General features: G+C 46.6%; 23 protein-coding genes. 9 read left to right on the top strand and 14 right to left on the bottom strand.

What is annotated here, in order from left to right:
• Positions 1-111: 111 nt before the first annotated feature.
• The gene (locus BM200_RS10430) at positions 112-1,113 is read right to left on the bottom strand and encodes an NADP-dependent oxidoreductase (RefSeq protein WP_091184767.1); all 1,002 of its coding nucleotides are present in this window, start codon (positions 1,111-1,113) and stop codon (positions 112-114) included.
• A gap of 184 nt (positions 1,114-1,297) precedes the next feature.
• Between BM200_RS10430 and BM200_RS10425 the strand changes: the two genes are divergently transcribed.
• Positions 1,298-1,909, top strand: a complete 612-nt coding sequence (locus tag BM200_RS10425) for a TetR/AcrR family transcriptional regulator (RefSeq protein ID WP_217649565.1) — start codon at positions 1,298-1,300, stop codon at positions 1,907-1,909.
• A gap of 948 nt (positions 1,910-2,857) precedes the next feature.
• Here the strand turns inward: BM200_RS10425 and BM200_RS29985 are convergent.
• A complete protein-coding gene (locus BM200_RS29985; RefSeq protein WP_175532826.1) occupies positions 2,858-3,028 on the bottom strand; it encodes a hypothetical protein in 171 nt (56 codons plus the stop codon).
• A 416-nt stretch (positions 3,029-3,444) separates the two neighbouring features.
• Between BM200_RS29985 and BM200_RS10420 the strand changes: the two genes are divergently transcribed.
• Positions 3,445-5,619 (top strand): DUF7507 domain-containing protein, encoded by a 2,175-nt coding sequence (locus BM200_RS10420; RefSeq protein WP_091184764.1) that lies wholly within the window; start codon positions 3,445-3,447, stop codon positions 5,617-5,619.
• A gap of 269 nt (positions 5,620-5,888) precedes the next feature.
• On the opposite strand, the gene BM200_RS10415 is transcribed toward BM200_RS10420, so the two are convergent.
• The 10 genes from BM200_RS10415 to BM200_RS10370 form a co-directional block, all read right to left on the bottom strand.
• On the bottom strand, positions 5,889-6,281 hold the full coding sequence (locus BM200_RS10415; protein ID WP_091184762.1) for a DUF302 domain-containing protein: 393 nt from the start codon (positions 6,279-6,281) through the stop codon (positions 5,889-5,891).
• 117 nt (positions 6,282-6,398) lie between these two features.
• Positions 6,399-6,785 (bottom strand): rhodanese-like domain-containing protein, encoded by a 387-nt coding sequence (locus BM200_RS10410; protein ID WP_091184759.1) that lies wholly within the window; start codon positions 6,783-6,785, stop codon positions 6,399-6,401.
• Between the two features lie 26 nt (positions 6,786-6,811).
• On the bottom strand, positions 6,812-7,072 hold the full coding sequence (locus tag BM200_RS10405; RefSeq protein WP_091184756.1) for a metal-sensitive transcriptional regulator: 261 nt from the start codon (positions 7,070-7,072) through the stop codon (positions 6,812-6,814).
• A 97-nt stretch (positions 7,073-7,169) separates the two neighbouring features.
• On the bottom strand, positions 7,170-7,649 hold the full coding sequence (locus tag BM200_RS10400; RefSeq protein WP_091184753.1) for a DsrE/DsrF/DrsH-like family protein: 480 nt from the start codon (positions 7,647-7,649) through the stop codon (positions 7,170-7,172).
• A 333-nt stretch (positions 7,650-7,982) separates the two neighbouring features.
• Positions 7,983-8,210 (bottom strand): sulfurtransferase TusA family protein, encoded by a 228-nt coding sequence (locus tag BM200_RS10395; RefSeq protein WP_091184750.1) that lies wholly within the window; start codon positions 8,208-8,210, stop codon positions 7,983-7,985.
• Between the two features lie 21 nt (positions 8,211-8,231).
• The gene (locus tag BM200_RS10390) at positions 8,232-9,377 is read right to left on the bottom strand and encodes an MBL fold metallo-hydrolase (RefSeq protein ID WP_091184747.1); all 1,146 of its coding nucleotides are present in this window, start codon (positions 9,375-9,377) and stop codon (positions 8,232-8,234) included.
• A 28-nt stretch (positions 9,378-9,405) separates the two neighbouring features.
• Positions 9,406-9,801: a DsrE/DsrF/DrsH-like family protein gene (locus BM200_RS10385; RefSeq protein WP_091184744.1), complete on the bottom strand. Its 396-nt coding sequence runs from the start codon at positions 9,799-9,801 to the stop codon at positions 9,406-9,408.
• A 66-nt stretch (positions 9,802-9,867) separates the two neighbouring features.
• Positions 9,868-10,446 carry a sulfurtransferase TusA family protein gene (locus BM200_RS10380; protein ID WP_091184743.1) on the bottom strand — a complete coding sequence of 193 codons (579 nt, stop codon included), beginning with the start codon at positions 10,444-10,446 and terminating at the stop codon, positions 9,868-9,870.
• 25 nt (positions 10,447-10,471) lie between these two features.
• Positions 10,472-10,792, bottom strand: coding sequence for a rhodanese-like domain-containing protein (locus BM200_RS10375; protein WP_091184740.1), 321 nt, complete (start codon positions 10,790-10,792; stop codon positions 10,472-10,474).
• A gap of 14 nt (positions 10,793-10,806) precedes the next feature.
• Positions 10,807-11,586 carry a sulfite exporter TauE/SafE family protein gene (locus BM200_RS10370; protein ID WP_091184739.1) on the bottom strand — a complete coding sequence of 260 codons (780 nt, stop codon included), beginning with the start codon at positions 11,584-11,586 and terminating at the stop codon, positions 10,807-10,809.
• A 296-nt stretch (positions 11,587-11,882) separates the two neighbouring features.
• Here BM200_RS10370 and BM200_RS10365 point away from each other — a divergent pair, with 296 nt between their 5' ends.
• The gene (locus tag BM200_RS10365) at positions 11,883-12,188 is read left to right on the top strand and encodes an ArsR/SmtB family transcription factor (protein ID WP_091184736.1); all 306 of its coding nucleotides are present in this window, start codon (positions 11,883-11,885) and stop codon (positions 12,186-12,188) included.
• Positions 12,189-12,884: 696 nt separating this feature from the next.
• Here BM200_RS10365 and BM200_RS10360 read toward each other — a convergent pair.
• A complete protein-coding gene (locus BM200_RS10360) occupies positions 12,885-14,930 on the bottom strand; it encodes a beta-galactosidase (protein ID WP_091184734.1) in 2,046 nt (681 codons plus the stop codon).
• A 180-nt stretch (positions 14,931-15,110) separates the two neighbouring features.
• Here BM200_RS10360 and BM200_RS10355 point away from each other — a divergent pair, with 180 nt between their 5' ends.
• The 6 genes from BM200_RS10355 to BM200_RS10330 all read left to right on the top strand — a co-directional run bounded on the left by BM200_RS10355 (position 15,111) and on the right by BM200_RS10330 (position 20,870).
• Positions 15,111-15,956: an AraC family transcriptional regulator gene (locus BM200_RS10355; protein ID WP_091184731.1), complete on the top strand. Its 846-nt coding sequence runs from the start codon at positions 15,111-15,113 to the stop codon at positions 15,954-15,956.
• A 199-nt stretch (positions 15,957-16,155) separates the two neighbouring features.
• Positions 16,156-16,719 (top strand): MarR family winged helix-turn-helix transcriptional regulator, encoded by a 564-nt coding sequence (locus BM200_RS10350; protein ID WP_091184728.1) that lies wholly within the window; start codon positions 16,156-16,158, stop codon positions 16,717-16,719.
• A 34-nt stretch (positions 16,720-16,753) separates the two neighbouring features.
• Entirely contained in the window at positions 16,754-18,214 is a 1,461-nt protein-coding gene (locus BM200_RS10345; RefSeq protein ID WP_091184726.1) for an aryl-sulfate sulfotransferase, read from the top strand.
• A gap of 12 nt (positions 18,215-18,226) precedes the next feature.
• Positions 18,227-19,267, top strand: a complete 1,041-nt coding sequence (locus tag BM200_RS10340) for an ABC transporter substrate-binding protein (protein ID WP_091184724.1) — start codon at positions 18,227-18,229, stop codon at positions 19,265-19,267.
• Between the two features lie 14 nt (positions 19,268-19,281).
• Entirely contained in the window at positions 19,282-20,094 is an 813-nt protein-coding gene (locus BM200_RS10335) for an ABC transporter ATP-binding protein (RefSeq protein WP_091184721.1), read from the top strand.
• Positions 20,091-20,870 (top strand): ABC transporter permease, encoded by a 780-nt coding sequence (locus BM200_RS10330; protein WP_091184720.1) that lies wholly within the window; start codon positions 20,091-20,093, stop codon positions 20,868-20,870. Before BM200_RS10335 ends, BM200_RS10330 begins: the two co-directional genes overlap by 4 nt.
• A 205-nt stretch (positions 20,871-21,075) precedes the next feature.
• On the opposite strand, the gene BM200_RS10325 is transcribed toward BM200_RS10330, so the two are convergent.
• Positions 21,076-22,617: an alpha-L-rhamnosidase-related protein gene (locus BM200_RS10325; protein WP_091184717.1), complete on the bottom strand. Its 1,542-nt coding sequence runs from the start codon at positions 22,615-22,617 to the stop codon at positions 21,076-21,078.
• Positions 22,618-22,655 lie beyond the last annotated feature (38 nt).

The following is a 22,655-nucleotide window of genomic DNA, read 5'->3' as shown; positions in this document are numbered from 1 at the left end:
AACGCTCCCATTGTATCTAGCGGTGGCATAGTGTACACGAGATCACCTTTATTAAAATCTTGGACACCGGTAATATCCAGAAATTTGTGCTGCCTTCACTGGGTGCTCTCCTTAAAATCGGATAATGACTTTTCCTTTAGGATGACCTGTAGCAACAAGCTTCAGTGCTTCATTAATATCTTCAATGTAGAATTCTGTCGGGTCCACCGCTGGTACAATTCCGTTATCTTCAATAATCTTGGTGATTTTCTTTAATTGTTCGCCATCACTGCGAACAAAAATGAAATGATATTGAATATTCTTTTTCTTCGCTTTGTAATCATACTTAGCTCCGGCAATGGTGAAGAGCTTTTGTTTCCAACCTGACAAGCCTAGATTTCGAGCAAACCGTTTGTTAGGACCGGTTCGCAGAGAAAGAAGGCGACCTCCTGCTTTAATAATTGACAGTTCATGATTAAATTCGCTTGGTCCCAAGGTATCAATTACATAATCAACATCACTAAGTTGTTCCCAATAGTTCTCAGTCGTGTAATCAATGTATCGGTCTGCTCCAGCCGCTATTGTCCGTCCACGCGCTTGTGGATTTCCACTGACGATAACCTCGAGTCCCATGCTCTTGGCGATAGGAATCGCCATTTGGCCAAATGACCCTGAGCCCCCGGGGATAAACACCGTTTCGCCGGATTTGGCAGCTAATTCTTCATGTAAACCTTGATAGGCCGTCAAACCGGTTAAGGGTGCAGCAGCCCCAGTTACAAAATCGAGATTAGAGGGTAAATGTCCAATGGCATCCGCATTAATTGCTGCATATTCCGCAAAGGCACCAATTTTTTGTAGTGGCAGGCGTGAATAAATTGTATCGCCAACTTTGAAACCCTGAACCTTCTTACCGACTCTTTCAATAACACCCGTCAGTTCGTTTCCGAGTGTCAATGGGAACTCATAATCCTGAATCAGCCTCACGCTCCCGGTACCGATGAGTAATTCCAAATGATTAACCGCTGCTGCTTTCACCTTGACCAATACTTCGTAGTCATTTATTTCCGGGACTGGAATTTCGTTAACTTCTACTATGAACTTTTTTGAATATTTACTAATCTGTGCTGCTTTCATAATTAACGGCCTCCTATGCGTCGGATAATAAGTAACAATATTTTGTTTTTGTAACTTTCACACCAAGCATACTATCGATGGTTACAAAAGTCAACATTTGTTACTTATTCGCCATTATGCTAAGATATGGGCAAATATACAAACAGGTATTAAAGAATTTTTTATAAAGAAGGGGGACAACACGGTGTTACGCGGGTGCTTGAAGGCAAATGATATGCTTTTAAAATCCCCGTATTCATCGGCAAATCTCATGGCTAAAATCACACAAGAGCTCATCATCGAAACAGCAGAAGCGTTAATTGAACGCACAGATAAACCCGAAGTGACTCTCTCTCAAATTTCGGATGAATTAAATATCACCCATGCAGCACTGTATAAACACTTCAAAAATAAGCAGGAACTGTGGGTAGCCGTGTCCAAAAGTTGGTTCACCCGAATGATTTCAGAACAAATTAGATTAGATATGACTAATTTGAATGCGCGGGACTTGCTTCACGATTGGCTCTGGGCATTTGTTAACGCAAAAAAACGTGCGTATAACGAAAATCCCAAAATGTTTGCTTTGAATACACAATATGTAGATAGCAATCCATTAGTATTACGAGAAGTTCTATGGGATTCCTACCAAATTATTGACGGATTCATGGACTATCAAGATCCTCACTTTGAACGGGCAGAGGCGATTTTATCTGCGTTTGCGGTGTTTAGCCTCCCGTCATTCAAAGAATCATGGAATTTACCAGACTACCAAGACAGGTTCGAACGCATCTGGAATTTAATCAAAAATGGGATTTGAATAAATTCATCTAATTGGCTTTTCAAAATTGGGTCTCCTACCTACTATCCATCGGGAATGAGGTCAAGTTGGAGAGGAGAAATAAAGTTCTTTAACTGAGACCCAGTAAAATCAAAGGTTTGCAGGTACTAAAAACCGACGACAAAGAAATTAAAGTTATTTAATGGAATGAGATTCTACAAACAACACGGCTGAATTTGTGAAAATAAAGTTGTTTAATCAGGGCCAGTAATAAGCCCGAATTGAAAATAAAGTTGTTTGTTTAATGCTAAATTGTCAACCAGAACATCAAGCAGAATCAAAACAAACAAAAGTGCTCAAACCTCAGTGATGAACATCTTCTCCAATGAGTGAAAGGCACTGGCGGCAACAGCTGAATTTTTCAGATTGGGAAATTGAACTAATTTTGTTGTCATCACAAGCTAAAACAATTCCGATATGATCGTGAGAATTATCAGAAAGAAGCTTCTCGAAAATGACAATATCACCACGCTCTGGATTGAATCCATCTTGTCTATCGTAATTGGAAGAAGCATTTCATGAACTAGAGCTCGCACACTATCAAGCCGCTTAGTCTTCTTCTCGCAGATCAATATTACGCCTCCCTATTTTTTAGGCTGCGGATCGCGCCCTTCTTCTTCGTGTGTTGAACTAAAGTTCTCCGTTAGTGTAAATAGCCTCAGTTACTCCTTACTCATAATGAAATTATCAATTAATTCAATAAGACGGGGATTCTTCGTATGCCGACGATAAAAGTGAATTGATTTCGACCATATGATAATACTCTCCTTTTCAATCGCGACACGTTCGTCATCTTTCTCTAAGCAAGTTATTTGTTCTGACGACATAATATGTACTTCCATTCCATCAACATAGAAGTTGAATTGCCAAAACCCGCCTTTATTTATTGGACTAGGATTATTTTTTTGAAATAACTTATGGGCAGTTTCAGTAATTCCACTGAATCATAATATCTAAATCATCCATATCGAAATCTTCTATGCCATGCACAAAAAGCGAAGTTGACGCATCAAAGCTATAAGGTATCTTTCCTTCATCGAAGACATTAATAACACTAAAAACTAATTTCCACCACTTGTTGGACTGTTCATTATCCATATTAACTATCCCTTGCTTAAGCTTCAGCGAGTGTATGTTGATTGGAGGAGATAAAGCGCTTCTGTTCCTCCGTTACTTTCAGCACAATACATTCAATAAAATTGTCCCCTCGTTATTCTTTAATTCCACTAACCATCTCCCTCCACTTGGCTATTTGCCATATAGTCAACAGAAATCGAACAATAATAAAAACCTGACAATGTGCAGTGATTTTCGTTCATCACCCATTAAAATAACCCTTTAGCATTTTATTAAGCAATCCTGACCGTTAGTTTAATAACTCGTGTATTCCCGGGGATCACGGGATTGTATAGAAGTTCTTGTCATGAGCTCAGCCATTATTTTTTAATGTCACCAGTAAATGCCTTTAAACATACTGTGAGGCATAATAAAATAACGAAATGAGGCAGTAAGACATGCCATTTATTGTTCGATTCAGCGGAAACGACACAGGAGCCATTACGTTTACCGGGAATACGCTTGGACTCAGTCGCTCATCGACGGACGGCGTGCCTGGAACCCGCGATTACATCGGAGCTTTCACCACCATTGATACATCGATGCAGTTCGGAAGTTATCCGGCGGGCACGACCTCCGATTATAACCTCAACAGCGCCAGCGCAATATTGCGTATTCCCGCCGAAAGTGAAGTTATCTATGCGGAGCTCGTGTGGGCAGGCACTTATGCTGTTACCGGGGGAACGAACAATTACGTTGCCTTTATTAATAAATCGGTCACACTGACTACACCTGCGGGAATCACCTATACGATCGCCCCTGATCCGTCTACCGCACAAATCTCCCATCGCAACGCAACAGACAATTACTTTCGTTCTGCTAATGTAACCTCTCAAATTCAATCCGGTGGCGCCGGCGTCTATACCGTCGGAAGCGTGGTCGGAAATATTGATTTTGGCAACAGTACGGCGAACAGCTGCGGATGGACGCTTTGTGTCGTCTATCGAGACCCTGATATGCCGTTCCGTAATTTAAGCCTTAATGTCGGTATCGTTGAGATCGCATTTGGCAGCGACCCTTCCGTCACAACGACGTTGTCCGGTTTTGTCACTCCGGTTGAAGGTCCCGTCAGCGGACGTATGGCGCTATGCGCGCAAGACGGAGACGCTAATAAAGTGGGGGACCAAGTGCTGTTCGGGCCGGATGCGGCGAACTTAACGCTGCTTTCGGGGCCGAACAACTTCTCGAACAACTTCTTTGCCTCCCAAATTAATGAAGACAGCGGCAATCTGGATACGTCGGGCACTTTCGGTGACCGAAATCAGATTAACGGAGAGCCCGGCACTCAAATTGTAGGCGGTAGACAGAGCTGGGATATTACGAACGTAGACATCTCGGCCTCGCTGCTGAATAACCAAACATCCGCTGCATTCCAGCTTCGTACAACGAATGACGGCTACTCGGTTATTGCCGTCGGTATCTTTATCGATATTAATTCACCCCGTGTGACGGTCGGCAAAGATGTTGATGCTGATATTGCTGGACTCGGGCAGGTACTCACCTATACGGTCGTCATAAGCAATACAGGCACTGTGTCTGCGGAAACGGTATTTCTGCTAGACAGCCTCCCAAACGATACGGTATTTCTGCCCGGAAGCATTACAGTAGATGGCGAACCGAGGCCGGGTGATCCGGTTACCGGCATCAGCCTGGGCACGTTGGCGCCCGATGATACGATCATCGTGACTTATCAGGCGATTGTCGTATCGTTTCCTGAGGATGGGCTGATCCGAAATGAAGCGCTCGTACAGTTCGAGTACCAGAGCGTAGCCGGAGGGGAAATCAATACAGGCGAAATTTCGTCCAACGAAGTGATCACGGCCATTACACCGCCGGTTCCAAGAGTGGAAATCGATAAAACGGTGAATCGGACGACTGCTGCCCCAGGTGATACGGTGGTGTATACCATTCGTGTTGCCAACACCGGCTTTGTCACCGTTACGGGTATTGCGGTTTCCGATCCGCTGCTCGGCATGATCGAGACGATTGCCGTACTCGAGCCGGGACAAACGGTCACAATAACACGTTCGTTCACCATACCGCTTGACGCTGCAAACGGCACCGTCATTTCTAACGTTGCAACCGTTGTTTCCGTCGAAGCGCCGGAAGAGAGCGATTCATCGGAAATTATTATCGTGGTTCCGCCTGTTGTCCCTCCTGTTATCCCGCCAGTCGTTCCACCGCCCGTGACGGTGGGCAAATCGGCTTCTCCCGTTGAGGCCACCCTAGGAGAAATAATTACGTACACGATTGTTGTCGTGAACAGAGGACAATTGCCGATCATTGACTTGCGGCTATCTGATGTTTTGCAGCAGCCGTTGGTCTTTATTCCGGACAGTGTGAAAGTAAATGGCCAAACGCGATCGGGTGCTCGTCCTGAGCTGATTTTGCTAGGCACGATCCGCCCTAGCGAGGAGATAACGGTTACATTCTCTGCGCGTCCGTCCAGCGTAAATGAAGGAGAGAAAGTCACGAATCAGGCTGTTGCGTCGTTCCGATTGGAGGTGGACGGACCGGTATTTCAGGTAGAATCGGATCCTGTGGTGGTTGAACTGGTGGAGGACGAGGAGTAAGTGGTCAGGTCAAATAAAGAGAGCGATGCATACAGAACGCATCGCTCTCTTTATTTGCTCTTTATCGACGATAACTCGTACGGAAGCGATCGCTAGCGCGATGAAAATCCTTAAAACAAAAAAAGCCGCAGTTTATGCGACTTCCATTCTATAGATGTTGTTGTCGTTCGACAGCTGTGTAAGCGACTGTCGTGGTATAGATGTTCTTGTGCGTCTGACATTTACCTGCATCATAAGATAGTTCTCCTCATTCTAGGCTGATCCACCCTTCAGATGCTTTTATTTATACACAAAATCAGGCGGCGCTCGATATCTAGAGCCGTTTTCCGGAGAGCAGCGACCGATTCCTCTCCAACCATTCCGATCAAGTGTGATGGCTTCGGTAATCCAATATTTGTCACACTTGCATGCTCGTACACTGTGATCTTACATGGCAAGAAATAACCGTTTAATACATTCTCGGCTAACACCTTCTTCGCTTCAACCGGATTGCACACCTCAAGCACTTCGTAGCGTTGGTTAAATTCAATTCCCTTCTTATTTAATTTATCTTGAATATTAAATCGCCAGAGAACACTAAATTGTTCTACCCTTAACGAAAGTTCCAGTGCACCGATAGCTTCATCGACAGATTTATTCGTTTGTACCGTGTAGTGAAACATTTTGAACCCCCTGCGATATCTTTTAAACTCATTTTTTCATGATTAAACGTATTATTACCCTAAGCTGCAATAAATATCGCAAAAAAAGAAGTCCCTATTTTGTAGGGACTCTTCACCTTATTTCCGCACTGACCCTTGCCAAGCCATGATGCCGCCTTCTAAATTCACAATATGAGCAATACCGTTTTTACTAAAAGAGACTGCAGCCCTTTTGCTTCTCATTCCGCTCTGACAATAAACAAATATAGGTTTATCCTTTGGGACTTCGTTAATTCTGATTTTTAATTGGGATAGCGGAAGATTTTTCGCCCCTGGAATATGCCCCGACTTAAATTCATGCGGTTCGCGAACGTCAATTAGAATGGCATCCTGAGTGGATTTTTGCTCCTGTTCGAACTCTTTCGAGCCTATTGAACGTACCCCTTTAACTGAAGCAAATTGTTTATAAATCAACCAAATGACGACTAAAGCAATAAGAACGTTAATTATCGTTGATGTATTCATCTTCGCCCTCATTCTCTACATGTGAATTATCTGCTTTTGATAAGCAGTTCAACAGCTTGCTTCACTACCTGCCCCGTTTCCTGACCTTGTTCCATCTGTTCAACAAGACATTGCTCCAAATTAACCGCAACGATATAGGCAATCGCCTTATCCGCTGCGTTCCGAATCGCCGAAAGCTGACCTACGACATCCTTGCAGTCTTTATTTTCTTCCATCATGTTAAGAACGCCTCGAACTTGTCCCTCTATACGTTTCAATCTGCGTTTCACATCATCATCATATTTCATGAATGCCCACCCTCTCGTATTAAGTAAATAGGTATATTATGAACAAAGTTCCCTAAGCTTACAATATACCACATACGATGATGGACAGTAATTGAGCTTAGATGAACAAGTTGACCCTCGCTTCCGTCGCGTCTCCTAGATAAGCTGCAACGCCGGCGTATTCAATGCCGTCCAGCAGCTCGTCTTGTGTTAGCCCCAGCAAATCCATCGTCATCGTGCACGCGACGAGCTTAACGCCTTGCGCTTGCGCCAATTCGATTAACTGCGGCAGGCTCAGTGCATTGTGCTTTTTCATCACATGCTTGATCATAGCCGGACCAGCGCCTGCGAAATTCATACGTGATAAACCTAGTTTTTTGGAACCACGCGGCATCATCCATGAAAATGCCTTTTCCAACAATCCCTTTTTAACCGAAACGGGCTGATCTTTTCGTAGTGTGTTGAGCCCCCAAAACGTGAAGAAAATTGTTACCTCATGGTCGTAAGCAGCTGCTCCGTTTGCAATTATAAAAGCAGCGATTGCCTTATCCAGATCTCCACTGAATAACACGATCGTTGATTTTTCAGTTTGTGTCATTTTATAATATCATCCTTTCTAAAATACATATACGGGTAAGGGTTCTGATTTTGAAAAAAAAAAATATACTATACATAGTCAATCAGTTAGAGTCATTCGGTCAATCAATTGAAAATCATCGATAAAGGAGAGCCACTTGACCGGTAACCACTTTAGAAAAACAACTAGTAAGAACAGCAGCTCGACGAAGATTATCAATATAATCAAACCGTCATCCCCTCTTTGTCTCTGCGAACATACAACTGATTCTATACTCAGAGGGGTAGGATAGCTTTGCATAAAAATGCAGTAGTAAAGAAGGAGGATGACTTGTGGTCATTCCCCCCTGCTTTTTCATGCTTTTCTAATCCAAAATTTGTATATTCCTTCTTCTTCCTTGCTGTCTAAAATTTCATGCCCCGTCTTTTTAGCCCAAGCTGTTAGATCATTTTGAGCACCTTTATCGGTAGCGTGAACCTCCAGTACTTGCCCAGAAGATAGTTCGTCGATAGACTTCTTCGTTTTCACAATCGGCATTGGACATGCTAATCCAGTTGCATCTAAAACTTTATCACTGATCATAGTTTTATTCCCCCAAAAAATTTAGTTATCATGAACGGCACACCGGTTTGGTCCGATTTCCATCTCACGTTGCTCTTCTTCATTCGGATTGATTTTACCCATATTTGTTTGTCGGATTTCCTGGTAAGCATTCGGCTGCGGCGGCAAGTTTTCAGTGACTGTTTTACGGAATTCTCCCTCGTCAGTGATGTTTAGGCCAGGGTTTTGCTTATAGAGGTCGCCGAGTCGACCGGATACAAGTCCCTTCTCGCCAAGCTCGGTAATTTTACCGAAGTGTGCTGGCAATACAATTAAATCCTCAGACAAATTTTTATACCGACTGTACAGCGTCTCACGGAGATCACCGACCCAATCCTCAGCAAGTCCTGCCAAGTCTGGACGGCCGATAGATTCAATGAACAAAATGTCACCGGATAATAGATATCTGTTGTCGATAATAAACGACGTCGAGCCAATTGTATGTCCCGGTGAGTAGATTGGATGCACGATAATCCGTTCGCCTCCTACAGTAATATCTTTGCCTTCTTCAAGTTTCTCATAGTAGAACGTGACTTCCCCTGCATCCTTCTCAGGCAAGTGATATGTCGAGCCGTACTTTTCTGCTAGTGCCCGGCCTCCAGAAATATGGTCGGCATGCAGATGGGTATCAATTGTATGCACCAGCTTGACGCCCTTCGATTGCAGGAAGACTTCATACTGGTCAATCATCCGGCTCGTATCAATGATGGTAGCTTCGCCTTCGGACAGCACAACATAAGACAGACAACCTTTACCGATCCGAACAAATTGATATAGCTCTCCACCTGCTGTCAAATCGGCAACTTTAACCGGCTCCAAGTATTCGCTCCAAGATTTCATGCCACCTTCAAGATAAGACACATTGCTTCTGCCTGCTTCAGCAATTTTTTCAGCAACAAATATCGACGAGCCTTCCTTTGCACAAACGACGAGTACTGGTTTGCCATCCGGAATTTGATCAAGAGCTGGATCTACGCCATCGATCAAATCAAAGTATGGGATGTTGATAATCTCCACACTGCGACCTTCAATTTTCCAATCGGCAAAATCCGTCTCATTGCGTACATCGATAATAAACAGTTCTTTACCTTCAAGTACAAGTTGTGCGACTTCCTTAGCCGACAACTTCGTTACTGTATTTGTTGTCATCTTTTTAACCTCCCTATAGGTTAGATTATTAGAAAGTTAAAGTCACGTTAGCGTCTTGCGCAAAGTCAAGGAAAGTTACAGCTCCACCTACTTCAATTCCATCAATAAAATCTTCCTTCTTAAGATTCATGACATCCATCGTCATCTGACAAGCGATAATCTTAACACCCATTTCTTGAGCCATGCTTACGAGTTCAGGTATGGAGGGAACATTTGCTGCCTTGAAGCCTTGCTCGAGGCGCTCCTTGCCGACCGGCATGCTCAATTGTCCATAAGCCTCTTTATGAATAAGGTTCAAACCCTCGAAGGTAAAGAAAATGGCTACTTCTGTGTCGGTAGCGGCAGCTGCTGTTGCAATGTTGAATACTTTATAAGCATCGAACAAGCCACCGTTGCTGGCAATAATCGCGAGTTTGTTTGACATTGTTGTTACCTCCAATTCTATAATTGTAGTTAAATGGTATTACCAGGGTTTAAATTACTTTGCTATTTAAACATCCTTCTCTACGTCTCCTGCCCACTCGGTCATACCTGGAATGACATTCTTGAGCCTTGAAAAGCCTTTGTCAGCCAGGGTACGACATACCATATCGCTCCGGCTTCCAGTACGGCAGATAACATGAAATTCTTTGTCCCGATCTAACTCATTATAACGAGCCTCCAGCTCTCCTGCGGGGATCGATATCGCTCCGGGAATACGACCGAATGCATACTCAGCTGGTTCACGTACATCAAGAATATTCAGCTTTTCACCGGAAGCGAGTTTGTTGTTAATTTCATCCAATGAGGCCGTGTATTGGAATTTCACATCCTCTTTGGTTTCTGTCGGATCTGCTTTACGAATAAAATGGCGGAATATTCCAGTTTCTTCCTTAAACCCGATATACTGATGTCCGGTCCGTTTAGCCCAGCTTTGCAGATCCGCTACAGAGCCTTTATCGGTTGCCTTTATTTCCAGTACCTCTCCGGTGTTCAGTTCTTCAATCGCTTTTTTCGTCTTAACAACCGGCAGCGGGCACGCCAAGCCTTCACATTCGAGTATCCGGTCAACCTTAAGTGTCGTTGTCATGGTGATAAACTTCCTCCCACAATGATTATTTTCTTTGTTTAATATCTCCTTGCCACGCGGTCATTCCGCCTGGCATATTGATTACGTTATAGTTCATAGCCGACAAAAATTCACACGCAACATAACTTCTACCTCCACTTCGGCATACGACCACTGTCTCCTGATTTGGATCGAGTTCGTTGAGCCGTGACTCAAGTTGGCCTAGCGGGATATGCTTCGCTTGCGGTATATGTCCTGATTCCCATTCATCCTGTTCGCGTACGTCGAGAATGGTAAATTTCTCGCTACGTTTCAACCGCTCCTTCACTTCAAACGGTAGCTGCAAACGGACCTGATTCGACTGCATCGTGTATCCCCCCTTTAAGTCAAAATATCAAGCCATATTTTTACGACAGTAGCAACAATGAGTGCCGCGAGAATCCATTGCAATACTTTCGTATTAAGCTTCTTACTAATCACGGCACCAAGTGGCGATGCGATTGTGCTTGCTACTACCATGACGATCGATGGGATGAGCAGCATGTGGCCACCCATAAGCTTCCCCGCAGTTGAGCCGATCGAGGAAATAAAGGTAATCGCAAGTGACGAAGCAATGGCAACGCGTGTAGGAATGCGCAAAACGACGAGCATAATGGGAACTATGATGAATGCTCCAGCCGCGCCAACAATACCAGATAATATTCCAATTAGACCGGCCAAACTTGCCGCTAGCGTCTTGTTGAAGCTTAACTTCGTGTAATCGGCTTTGTCGTCTCCCTTTTTGGGAAGGAACATCATAATCCCAGCTACAAGCGCAAGCACGGCATACGTTAGGTTAATCGCTTCATCAGGCAGAAACTTCGAGCCGTAACCGCCGGCAAAACTACCGGCCACAATGGCAATTCCCATATATAACACGAGGGATTTATTGATATATCCTCCCTTTCGAAAGGCGAATATTCCGGCTAACGAAGCAAAGAATACTTGTACTGCACTAATCGCGGATACCTCCTGTGCTGTAAAAGCGATGAAGCCTAGTGCCGGTGGAATGTAAAGTAGCATCGGGTACTTAATAATGGAACCTCCGATCCCGACCATCCCGGAAATTAGAGATCCGGCAAACCCAATTGTAAATAACGTCAGAATCCAAGCTATATCCAAGAGATTTCCTCCTTTCTGTGTTTTATCGGGAATGCCAAATGTAGATTGCTCTTTTTAACCAATCGAAATACCCCGTAGGGTATTAATTTGGCCAAAAAAAAGAGTATTTACAATTGACTTTCTCCTTCCACGTAAGTTACATTTTTACCTATACCCGTATGGGTATATTGATACTATATGTGAAAGCTAATCATTCGTCAACCCCTATAAGGAATAACCTATATTGGGGTGATGAAGATCACTTTCACCGTTGTTTTTATGTCATTATATTACGATATAGCGAAAGGAGAGCGCTTATGGATCCTACAAAAGAAGAAATTAAGATAGCCGCTAATCTTTTAAAAGCAATCAGCCATCCTGTCCGACTGCGTATTGTAAAGGTGCTGGCCGAACAAAATAGCTGTAACGTCTCATTCCTGCAGGATTGTATGGGATTGCCGCAATCGACAGTATCAACACATCTTCAGAAACTTCGTACCTTCGGTGTGGTTGGAGTGAAACGAAAAAGTACCGAGGTCGCGTACTCGTTGAACAATCAACAGGTCAAGCAAATCATCACATTATTATTCCCCAAGTATGTGACGCATCATGACGATATGTAAATAAGTATTAATTGTAGTTGGGGTTTCAGAAGGCGCATTTACAGCCGCTACACTGCAGTTTGAGAAACTTGCGAAATGCGACTGAGCAAGCACTGATGATGATGGCAGCCGATCAGAACATAAAAAAGTTCGCTCTCTCGGAGAGGAAGAATTAACGGGAGTTGATCCCATTAATTCTCCCCCCTGTAAGATAAAAAGAAAAACCTATGCCTTTTTGAGAAGGCAAAGGTTTCTCAACAATCTAGGCATAGCAGCTTTGCTGATATACCCTTCCCGTCGAGATATTTTACTTGCCATTAATCGTAAGGTGAACCATCTTGTACACTATCTGCGGCAGCAATTCCCAAGAAACTCTGTGCTAAACAACAAAAAAGGCATATCATGATTAAAGAACATTATTTTCAAGACAATTAGAATATTCCCCTGAATTAAAGAACTTTATTTTTCATTAAAAAACTTTATTTTCAGTTAAAGAACTTTGTTTTCCCACATCTATTTATTAAACCAACTGCAACCATCTATTTGTAACCTTCTTGTAATATTCCACTCAGGTTCCTTTCATTATCGGCTCCTATAATAAAGGACAAGACCCCCCTTTAATATATTCTCTTTTATAGCCTGCGGCTGATTGCCGCAGGCTCTTTGTTTATAAATGCAGCAAGCCCCCGCGGGACTATTCCCGCGGGGGCTCTATCATTATTGAAGCGCCAATATTATAACGCCGTACGCTGGCATCTCAACCTCATTTTCCAATGTTTCTCCTGTGAGAAGATCCACTGCTCTTTGCTTGACCTGAATGGTGACGGACTGATCCGAGTAGTTCAACAAGAAGGCATATGAAGCATTCTCCGAAGCCCGAATGCCAAGCTCCACATCAGCCGGAACATCCACCCAATCTGCGATTGGAGAGGTTAGGCCTAATTCGTCCAGGATAGCATCCACTACCGGTTCGCTGTACGCGGCACCGTAATACCAAACCTCGCCTTTGCCAAGAGGACGCCGGGTTAACGCCGGCTCACCTTGGTAATATTCCGTTGCGTACTCAGCTGCAACCTTGACTTCAGGATTTTCCACATGCAGAACCTCGTTAAAGCCTACCGCTTGCGTCCCCGAAGACAATCGGCCTTCCCACTGCAGCTCAGCAGCGCGGATCGAGCCTTTGACTAACGTAAAGTCCTCCACCGTGATGCCGCAGAGCTCGGCAACCGGCCCCGGGAATGGACGCATATAGCATTGTCCTGACGGATCCTTGTACCCCGTGCGGGCGCCAAAGAACAGCTTGCCGCCCTGCTCCACATACCGCGTTAGAAGCTCAGCCGTGTCATCGGTCATAATCGCCGGATGCGGATAAACGATTACTTTATACTGCGTTAAATCTTCCAAGCTGGTGTTCGGACGCAGGGTAATGACATCCGCCGGAATATGACGGTACTGCAGCTGCTTATACCAGGAGCCTTTGCTCTGCCATTGCAGCGGGCCATGCCATTTGTCCATTTCGGCATCCCAGTTGTTGTCATAGTCCTGCATGATGGCAACATCCGCTTGATACTGCGTTCCGGCGATAGCTGCACCTATCTTGGCAAATTCCCCGCCAACCTGCGCCACCTCGCGAACCCGTCGATTCGGCCGATTGTGGTAATCATTGATGCCATGCCAGTAAATTTCCGTGCCAAACGTTGCCGTACGCCACCGGAAGTAGACGAGCAGATCTGTACCATGAAGAACCGATTGATACGACCATAATCGGATTTGTCCGGGTCTTGGGGATCCCATCTCGATACGGTCTACCCAGCCGCCCGGCCCCGCTTGCTGCTCCATCACGCAGAAGTTTGGCGAGATAGAACGAACATTAGAAAGGCTCATGCTCCATCCGCGGTCCATAAGCGGCTTTTCATCTTGGCCCGGGAAGATGGTTGAAAACTGCGGATACGAATCATACGAGAAAAAGTCGAGCAGCTCATCCGTCAGCTCATGACTGTCCAGATGGCCGAACAAACCGTTTGTCGTCACCCAATGCTGCGGCGCCAGCTCCCGGATAATATTGGCTTGAAGCCTAGCGAAAGAGATGACATTATCCGAGATAAACCGCTTCTCGTCCAAGGCCAGATGCGGATTCGGCGACTCGGTCTGAGAGAGGTGCAATTGCTCCCAAGCTGTGTAAGTCTGACTCCAGAAGACCGTTCCCCACGCTTTATTCAAATTGTCCAAAGTCCCGTACTTCTCTTTAAGCCACACGCGGAATGCGGCATGATCAGCCTCGGCATAGAACACATTTTTCTCGCAGTTGAACTCATTATCGATCTGCCAGCCAATTACCGCGGGATGATCCTTGTATGCATTCACCATATTCCGCACGATCCGTTCGCAAAGCTCCCGGTATTTCGAGCTGGAATAATTGTAATGACGTCTCATGCCGTGCTTGATCAGCTCACCGTTCTGATGGGCGTTTAATACTTCCGGATATTTATGAGTCAGCCACGCGGGCGGCGTTGCCGTTGGCGTTCCAAGAATTACTTTCAAGCCATAGCTGTGTGCCAGGTCCATGACCCGCGTGAAAAAGCTGAAGTCATACACGCCTTCCTCCGGCTCAAGCATCGCCCAGGCAAACTCCGCCATCCGAATAACAGAGATATTCAACTCCCGCATGCGGCGGAAGTCATCTTCCCACAGTTCCTCCGGCCAATGCTCCGGATAGTAACAAACACCAAGCGTTAATTCTTCCATCTGAATTGATTTTGCCATTGTGACATCCTCCCAACGTATCTTGCATCTACCTCTATTTTAGTGGACGCCACTTCCGCATGGATATGACAAAAATATGCGAAGTGTATTAATATATTGTCATATGGTTATCCGTTAACAGCCGTATATTCCTTTATCTATAAATATGATGTGAAAATATTGCGTTGCGAGAGGTGTTACATGAAAGAGCATATTTTCCTTCCGAAGCCTATCTTCCCAAGACATAGCTGCTTCCCTGATTTTATCGGCGGGTACAGCGATTTTCCCGAACATGCCGTCAACCGCGAGTATGCCACCACCGAAAATAACCTCGACCGCTACTACAATCTTCATCTTGTGCTGGACGGCAAGGGCTACCTGCAAACAGAAAGCATGACGTATGAGCTGACAAAGGGGCAAGGATTTCTGTACGGACCAGGCCTTAGGCAGACATACTACTCGGATGACCGGGATCCCTGGAATATTCGCTGGGTTCATTTTTTCGGTACTCATCTGGAGGAATTATTAGACGGAAAAGGCTTGGACGAACCATGGCTATTTCAATTATCCGATTCCGCTCCTGTAGAGTCATTAATGGAAAAATTGCTGGAGCTGGGCAGAAGTTATGAAGTGGATGACGAATACGCGTCGGCCTCTACTTTATACGAGCTGCTGACCCGAATTCAAACGACGGCCGCCCAGCTTAATGTGTCGGTGAACCAGGCTGCTGACAAGATACGCGCCGCCGCCAATTATATCCGTGCCCATTGCAGCGAGCCCTTCACGCTGGAGCAGGCAGCTGCCATCGCGGGATTCAGTCCGCATTATTTCAGCCGCAGATTTAACAAGACGTTTGGGATGTCTTTTTCGGAATTTCTGATGGAAGCACGGATCCTGCAAGCGAAGCGGCTGCTTGCTTCAACCAGCCTGTCGATTAAGCTCATTGCTCTTGAGACAGGCTTCTCCCAAACCAGTTACTTCAGCAAATGCTTCAAAAGCCTCGAGGGCATGACACCTATTCAATTCAGGGAGATTCATAAAGTCTAATATTTATTTTTAAATACCACTTGACTTGTCGGAATTATGGGGTTAAGATCAATCCATAATCCTTCAACGTTCATTGTTTTAACGTTGAACTAATTTCATAAAGCCGATTGGATAACCAAAGGCCCAACAACCGTACCTGAACACAGGACGTATGTTGCGGCCTTTTTTGTCTTCTTGGAGGAGGTAACAACAACAAAACATGGCAGATCTCATCTCTCAAATGGAAGAAATTGATTGGCTGTTCAGGCGTATGGTCCGAAGATTCGTGAAGGAGCGAGACAAAATTTCCGTTGAAGACATCGCCCTGCCCGGCTTGCTTATTCTTCGGAGTATTCAGTTGGGCGGTATACAGAAGCTTGGAGATCTCGCGGAGCAGCTTGATCTGACCTCCGGCGCCATTACGGCGTTATGCGACAAGCTTGAAGCGAAAGGTTTTGCAGAACGGCGGCGTATGCCGGACGACCGAAGGAATGTATGGCTGGACGTTACAGAGGAAGGCCGGCAGCTGTTAGACCGGTATCCGGAGCTTGGAAAGCGTGGCGTAAGTCTCATCTTTGGCAGCTTTAACGAGGAAGAACTCGCCTGTCAGAGGGAAATTTTTGAACGTATCTATGCCAATCTGGAGGGCTTCTCGGAACGTTACATGGCAATGGTCAAAGAATATGAAGAGCAATTAACCGAAAAGACCGAACAACAAGCGGATGCAAAACCAAAAACTCCGCCGTCCTCAAAGCCGAAGCAAAATTATTTTCTGAATTATTAATCTATTCCATTTAATCATTTAAGGAGTGTTGAACATGGGACATCCCACTATTTATCCAACTGGAGCAACGGTTTATTTGCCCGAGAAAGCATGGAGCGGCTACACGATTTTCCAAGCAGCAAACGTTGGTGCTTTACTGATTGATATGAGCGGCAAAGAGGTGCATCTGTGGAAGGGACTCCGCGGCTTCCCGAACAAAATTTTGCCGGGCGGTTATGTGGTGGGCAGCACCAAGGAACGTGATCCGAAGTATGGCTTTCAGGATGAAGCCGACCTTGTACAAGTGAATTGGAACGGCGAGATCGTATGGAGATTCAACCGCCTGGAATACATAGAGGATCCGGGCTATGAGCCGGAGTGGATGGCACGCGCGCATCATGATTACCAGCGCGAAGGCAATCCTGTCGGTTATTATGCACCGGGACAGGAACCGCAGGCAAATGGCGGCCGTACCCTCATTCTGGCTCACCGCAACGTCACTAAGCCTGAGATTTCCGACAAAGAGCTGCTCGATGACGTCATTATCGAAGTGGACTGGGAAGGCAACATCCTCTGGCAATGGGCGGTAAGCGATCATTTTGAAGAGCTTGGATTTGATGAAGCAGCGAAAAACGTCCTGTTCCGCGATCCAAACGGCCGCCACTTCGGCGGTGATACAGGCGGCGACTGGATGCATATCAACTCCGCATCATGGGTTGGACCAAATAAATTTTATGATGCCGGCGACGAGCGTTTCCATCCGGACAACATCATCTGGGATGCTAGGGAATCCAATATTATTGCCATAACGGACCGCCAAACCGGCAAAATTGTATGGCAGCTTGGACCGGATTACTCGAAGCCTGAAGTGAAGCATCTCGGCTGGATTATCGGCCAGCATCATGCCCACATTATTCCGCAAGGTCTGCCTGGAGAAGGCAATCTTCTCGTATTCGATAACGGCGGCTGGGGCGGTTATGGCCTGCCAAACCCCGCATCTCCATATGGAATCAAGAATGCTGTGCGCGACCACTCGCGTATCCTGGAGATCAATCCGGTGACCCTCGAGATTGAATGGCAGTACACGCCGACAGAAGCCGGATTTATGGCTCCGCTCGACTCCTATCGTTTCTACAGCCCGTATATCAGCTCGGCTCAACGTCTGCCAAACGGCAATACGCTTATTACGGAAGGCGCCGACGGCCGGATCTTCGAGGTTACAAGAGAGCATGAATTAGTCTGGGAGTACATTTCTCCGTACAAAAACAAAATTAATGCCAATATGGTCTACCGAGCTTACCGGGTTCCTTATGAGTGGGTGCCTCAGCTTGAGAAACCGGTGGAAGAAGCGATCATTCCGATCGACGTTGCCGATTACCGCGTGCCTGGCGCCGCTGATAGAGGAACGAGCTCGGTTGTCGAAGTCGTAGGAACCGGGGAATATGGCGAAGGTGCGTTCTGCGTTGCGACCACCGAGGAGAAACCAAGTACGGCCGATTCCGGAGAAGAAAGCTGAGGGGAATGACAGATGAAAAAGTTTGGTATCATTGCTACGGTTCTAGCCGTTACGTTCACCCTTGCCGCATGCGGCGGCAAGGACAATAAGCCGGCAGCCGCTGAGGCAAACTCTACGAACAGCCAGCAGACAGAGGCAGCCGCCGATCCGATCAAAATCAAGATTGCCGACACTTCGACCAATCCCGTATTCCGTGTTGCAAAGAACAAAGGCTTCCTCGAGAAATACGGCATTGATGCCGAAATTATTACTTTTGCTACACCTGCCGAAGGCATTAACTCCTTATTCATCAAGCAGGCTGATATTGGCTGGGGCGCGGATTTTCCGTCTCTGAATGCGGTTAGCAAAGGCGAATTTTCCATTATTGGCGCGACGGGTACAGATACGGAAGCTTCGGCAGCCCAGTGGAAGCTGTTCGTCCGTGATGACATTCAATCGGCAGCAGATTTGAAAGGCAAGAAGCTGAGCACGCTTCGCGGCACGTTCCTGCCCTATCTGTGGGAAGTTTATCTGAAGGATAACGGCGTAGCGGTTGATGACACGAAGCAAATTGGGCAAGGCGGCTTCGACGAGGCTTTTGTCGCACTCAAAAAAGGCGAAATTGACGCAACCTGGGTTGTTGGAGCAACGCTTATTGATAAGTTCAAAGCGATTGAAGGCGTTCACGAGTTGACTGATATGTCCAAAACATCCATTCGGATCGGCGGCACCCTTATCGCTCCTAATTCCTTGATTAAAGATCATCCGCAGGCGATTGCGAATTTCCTTAAAGCCTTGGATGAAACCTCCAAATATATTGCGGCGAATCCGGACGAAACGGCAGATATCCTGTTCAAGGAAACGAAGCAGCCGAAGGAAGCCACCATCCGGGATCTGGCAACAAACAACTGGAACATCGGCTTCACCCAAGAGTCCTTCGACAGCCTGACGAACCAGAAAGACTATATGGTTGGCGCCGGCATTATCAAACAAGACTTCAACTTGGCCGATAAGCTGAGTTTGGGCGGTTTACAACAAGCTCTTCCTGATTCGTTCACTTATAAGCAAGAGTAAAGGAGAGATGACAAATGCAAAACCCAAGTCCATCTCCAAATACGATAACAATCGAACGGCTGAACAAAAGCTATTCCGAGCTGAAGCCGGGTGCCGGCGGTTCCGTTCACTACATCATTAAAGATATTGATCTGGTCGTAAAGGGCGGAGAATTCTTCGTCCTTCTCGGACCAAGCGGCTGCGGCAAGTCCACTTTGCTGAATATGATTGCCGGTTTTGTCTCCAAGACGGGAGGCAGTCTGCGCGTCGGGTCCGACGAGATCGATAAGCCCGGCAAGGAAAGAGCGGTCGTCTTCCAGCAGGCAGACTCCTCCCTCTTCCCTTGGCTGACGGTACGGCAGAACGTGGAGTTTGGCCTGAAGATGAAGAAGCTGCCGAAAAACGAGCGGAAAGAAATCTCGGACCGGTATATCCGTCTTGTCGGATTATTTGGCCACGAGAACAAATTCCCGCGTGAATTGTCCGGCGGTATGAAGCAACGCGTTCAGCTTGCCCGAGTATTAGCGAATGACCCGGCGATTCTGCTCATGGACGAACCGTTTGGTGCGCTTGACGCGATGACACGAAGAATTATGCAGAAGGAACTAAGCCAGATTTGGCGGGAAACAGGGAAAACGGTCATTTTCGTTACCCATGATATCCAGGAGGCTCTGCTGCTTGGGCAGCGGATTGCCGTCATGTCTACCGGACCAAATGCACGCATCTCCAGCATCTATCAGGTGCCTCTTGCCTATCCGCGCGACCCGGCATCTACGGAGCTGAATGAGCTGCACCGCCGTATTCAATCTCACTTTGATGCCGAGCTGGAAGGAGGACTGTATCCATGAAGATTTTGCAGAAAAAATGGGTGACTATCCCTCTGCTCTGGCTGATTACGTTCATCGTCTGGCAGATTGGCGCATGGATATATGGTCCGGATATTATCCCTGGTCCGATAGCTACCTGGCAAGGAGCGCAGGAGCTGCTGAGCGATGGCTCGCTTATGCAGTATATCGGCATCAGCTTCTACCGGGTATTCGCCGGCTGGGCACTAGGCAGTCTGTTAGCTATTCCGATTGGGCTGACGATTGGCAAGGTAACGGCTATCCGCGTCTTTGCGGAGCCGTTCCTGAACTTCGTCCGCTTCATTCCCCCGATTGCTTTTATCACCTTATTCCTGGTGTGGTTCGGGATTGGAGAGCAGTCTAAAATTGCCCTTATTATGTACGCAACCTTGTTTATTGTCATCATTAATACGTTAACGGGAGTACTAGCGATTGAAGAAGATCGGATCCGCTCCGCAAGAAGCATGGGCGCTTCCGAATGGCAGATCCTGCTTCATGTTGTCATTCCGGCTACTACCCCCTACATCTTCACCGGCATCCGGCTTGCAATGGGTACCTCGTATATGGCCATTATCGGTGCCGAAATGATCGCGGCTAATGAAGGCGTTGGATTCCTCATCTGGAACTCCCGGCTTTATTTCCGCACAGACTGGATTTTTGTTGGCTTGATCAGCCTTGGCCTAATGGGCTTCCTGACTGACCGTATTGTCGGCTGGCTAGGCAGCAAGCTGCTGTTCCGGTACGGCGTTATTAACACGACGGCTCTTCGCCGCCGCTAGGTGTAACAGATAGAGCTGTCCCCAAGCCTCAAGCAGGCATGGGAGACAGCTCTTTTCTAACCCATTAACTAATCTACTTTATGCAAAACATAGTCTATTTCTTTTTCACGAGCTCGAAAAAGCCGACCGACGTTCCGTGAAGTGACATCATGTAAAAGCAGCCCTTTCTCGCTTCCCGATGGAAGCCGAGGGCACTCTCCTCGCATTAGAGCAGGTACTTACGAATGAAATAAGTAGGCGTGCAGCTCCACGCATGACAGTAGCTGTTGATCAGGTTGCTGCCGTATGGCGACAGCTTCTTATCCTCAGGGTTATACAACTCCCAGAATGTATCCGCTCCGTCCTTAATCATTTCACCCCAATAGGCCTGCATCTGCTCGAGTGCTTTCTCTCTGCTGCCAACCGTGAACAAGGCTTCGATTAGATGATGGTACATGTATGGAGTAGTCATTCCGATTGCCGGCTGCTCCTCGAACAAACGGTTCAGCAGCGTTGCATTCTCCTCCGCGGGCAGCACTTCAGCCAGCACCAGCCAGATTTGCGATGCCCATGAAATCTGGCGTTCCGAGCCGCTGACGAAGAAGCCTTTCTCCTCATCCCACAGATGCTTAACCGCTGCTGCGGATGTCCGTTCAATCAGACTTTCGATGTACTGCTGCTTGTCAGACTCGCTAAGGACACGTGCCAGCTCCAAGCCCTGCTTCAAACAGTAAATCAAGACACCTTGCGTTGGCGCCTGCTTGTTCAGTTCAGGATGCCAGTCAATAAAGCTCCACCAGGTCTCGTCGTCACGTACAACTCCATCTTCCTCCAGCCGCTGAGCAGCTATCTCCATTTGCTCCAACGCAATCGGCCACAGCTCCTGAAGAGTCGCCATATCCTTGGATGCTTCATAATAATCATACAGACAAGCTACGAAAAACAGCGAGTAATCGTACAACCTCGTATCGTCCACATGAGCATGCGGCTTCTCGAATACACATGCCCCAACTGCGCCATCCGGGAGACGCATACCGGCGAAAAGATACAGACAACGCTTCACCAAATCATGGTTATTAAACGTCAGATAGTTCGCCTGCGCCTGCAGCCTTAAGTCGCCAATCCATAGACGCCGGTCCCGTTTTGGTCCATCCTCGAATACCGATTGCATGCAGTCCTGCAATGTTTTGATCGCGATCCGGTCCATGAGCGCTAATTCCTCGGAGAGCTGGTCAGGAAGCGGCTTAATGCTCGATACATCTCCCGAAGTTACTGCCGTACAATTCACTTCCTCGAACGATACCTTATATTTCACCGACGTATCCAGAACATCAACCTTAACAAACCGGAATGTGTAACGTCTCGGAAGCTTGATTTCCGCTGGCAGCACGTCTACAAAGATAGTCTCCTCCTGCAGCCAGGAGCTGCTGAGCCAACCGTTGTAAGTATCGAATGGCTCCGCAATTTCACACGGCATTTCGCCAATCGTAAGCTTCAGCTTCAGCGGTGCATCCGGCGGACTGCCGACAGGCTTGATTCTCAAACGGATATATCCGACGAGATGATCTTGGAAATCGAGGATGAAGCTGTCTCCTTTTCCAAGCACCTTCTCCTTCCATTCCTGATCTACCGCCTGGTCTACCCTCCAGCCTTGAAAGGCCGACTCATCGGCAACAATGTCCACAACTGCCTTTGGTTCGGCTACAGAACTAATAAGCTCCGGCATTAATGATTCCGCTTTATCGACCATCGATTGATTGATTAACATGAATAGATCCCCTCTCAGAAAGTCCGGCTGTTTGCCTT

It is taken from the genome of Paenibacillus catalpae (assembly GCF_900112695.1).
Classification (GTDB): domain Bacteria; phylum Bacillota; class Bacilli; order Paenibacillales; family Paenibacillaceae; genus Pristimantibacillus; species Pristimantibacillus catalpae.
The sequence above is the reverse complement of the archived record's forward strand: the minus strand, read 5'-3'. Positions and strand labels throughout refer to the sequence as shown.

Bases quoted from the DNA above. Each gene is read 5' to 3' on its own strand.
- BM200_RS10380 (WP_091184743.1), bottom strand. From the start codon at position 10,446: ATGACAACGACACTTAAGGTTGACCGGATACTCGAATGTGAAGGCTTG.
- BM200_RS10390 (WP_091184747.1), bottom strand. From the start codon at position 9,377: ATGACAACAAATACAGTAACGAAGTTGTCGGCTAAGGAAGTCGCACAA.
- BM200_RS10375 (WP_091184740.1), bottom strand. From the start codon at position 10,792: ATGCAGTCGAATCAGGTCCGTTTGCAGCTACCGTTTGAAGTGAAGGAG.
- BM200_RS10335 (WP_091184721.1), top strand. From the start codon at position 19,282: ATGCAAAACCCAAGTCCATCTCCAAATACGATAACAATCGAACGGCTG.
- BM200_RS10395 (WP_091184750.1), bottom strand. From the start codon at position 8,210: ATGATCAGTGATAAAGTTTTAGATGCAACTGGATTAGCATGTCCAATG.
- BM200_RS10325 (WP_091184717.1), bottom strand. From the start codon at position 22,617: ATGTTAATCAATCAATCGATGGTCGATAAAGCGGAATCATTAATGCCG.
- BM200_RS10400 (WP_091184753.1), bottom strand. From the start codon at position 7,649: ATGACACAAACTGAAAAATCAACGATCGTGTTATTCAGTGGAGATCTG.
- BM200_RS10410 (WP_091184759.1), bottom strand. From the start codon at position 6,785: ATGAATACATCAACGATAATTAACGTTCTTATTGCTTTAGTCGTCATT.
- BM200_RS10345 (WP_091184726.1), top strand. From the start codon at position 16,754: ATGGGACATCCCACTATTTATCCAACTGGAGCAACGGTTTATTTGCCC.
- BM200_RS10365 (WP_091184736.1), top strand. From the start codon at position 11,883: ATGGATCCTACAAAAGAAGAAATTAAGATAGCCGCTAATCTTTTAAAA.
- BM200_RS10340 (WP_091184724.1), top strand. From the start codon at position 18,227: ATGAAAAAGTTTGGTATCATTGCTACGGTTCTAGCCGTTACGTTCACC.
- BM200_RS10430 (WP_091184767.1), bottom strand. From the start codon at position 1,113: ATGAAAGCAGCACAGATTAGTAAATATTCAAAAAAGTTCATAGTAGAA.
- BM200_RS10420 (WP_091184764.1), top strand. From the start codon at position 3,445: ATGCCATTTATTGTTCGATTCAGCGGAAACGACACAGGAGCCATTACG.
- BM200_RS10350 (WP_091184728.1), top strand. From the start codon at position 16,156: ATGGCAGATCTCATCTCTCAAATGGAAGAAATTGATTGGCTGTTCAGG.
- BM200_RS10355 (WP_091184731.1), top strand. From the start codon at position 15,111: ATGAAAGAGCATATTTTCCTTCCGAAGCCTATCTTCCCAAGACATAGC.
- BM200_RS29985 (WP_175532826.1), bottom strand. From the start codon at position 3,028: ATGGATAATGAACAGTCCAACAAGTGGTGGAAATTAGTTTTTAGTGTT.
- BM200_RS10405 (WP_091184756.1), bottom strand. From the start codon at position 7,072: ATGAAATATGATGATGATGTGAAACGCAGATTGAAACGTATAGAGGGA.
- BM200_RS10385 (WP_091184744.1), bottom strand. From the start codon at position 9,801: ATGTCAAACAAACTCGCGATTATTGCCAGCAACGGTGGCTTGTTCGAT.
- BM200_RS10415 (WP_091184762.1), bottom strand. From the start codon at position 6,281: ATGTTTCACTACACGGTACAAACGAATAAATCTGTCGATGAAGCTATC.
- BM200_RS10330 (WP_091184720.1), top strand. From the start codon at position 20,091: ATGAAGATTTTGCAGAAAAAATGGGTGACTATCCCTCTGCTCTGGCTG.
- BM200_RS10360 (WP_091184734.1), bottom strand. From the start codon at position 14,930: ATGGCAAAATCAATTCAGATGGAAGAATTAACGCTTGGTGTTTGTTAC.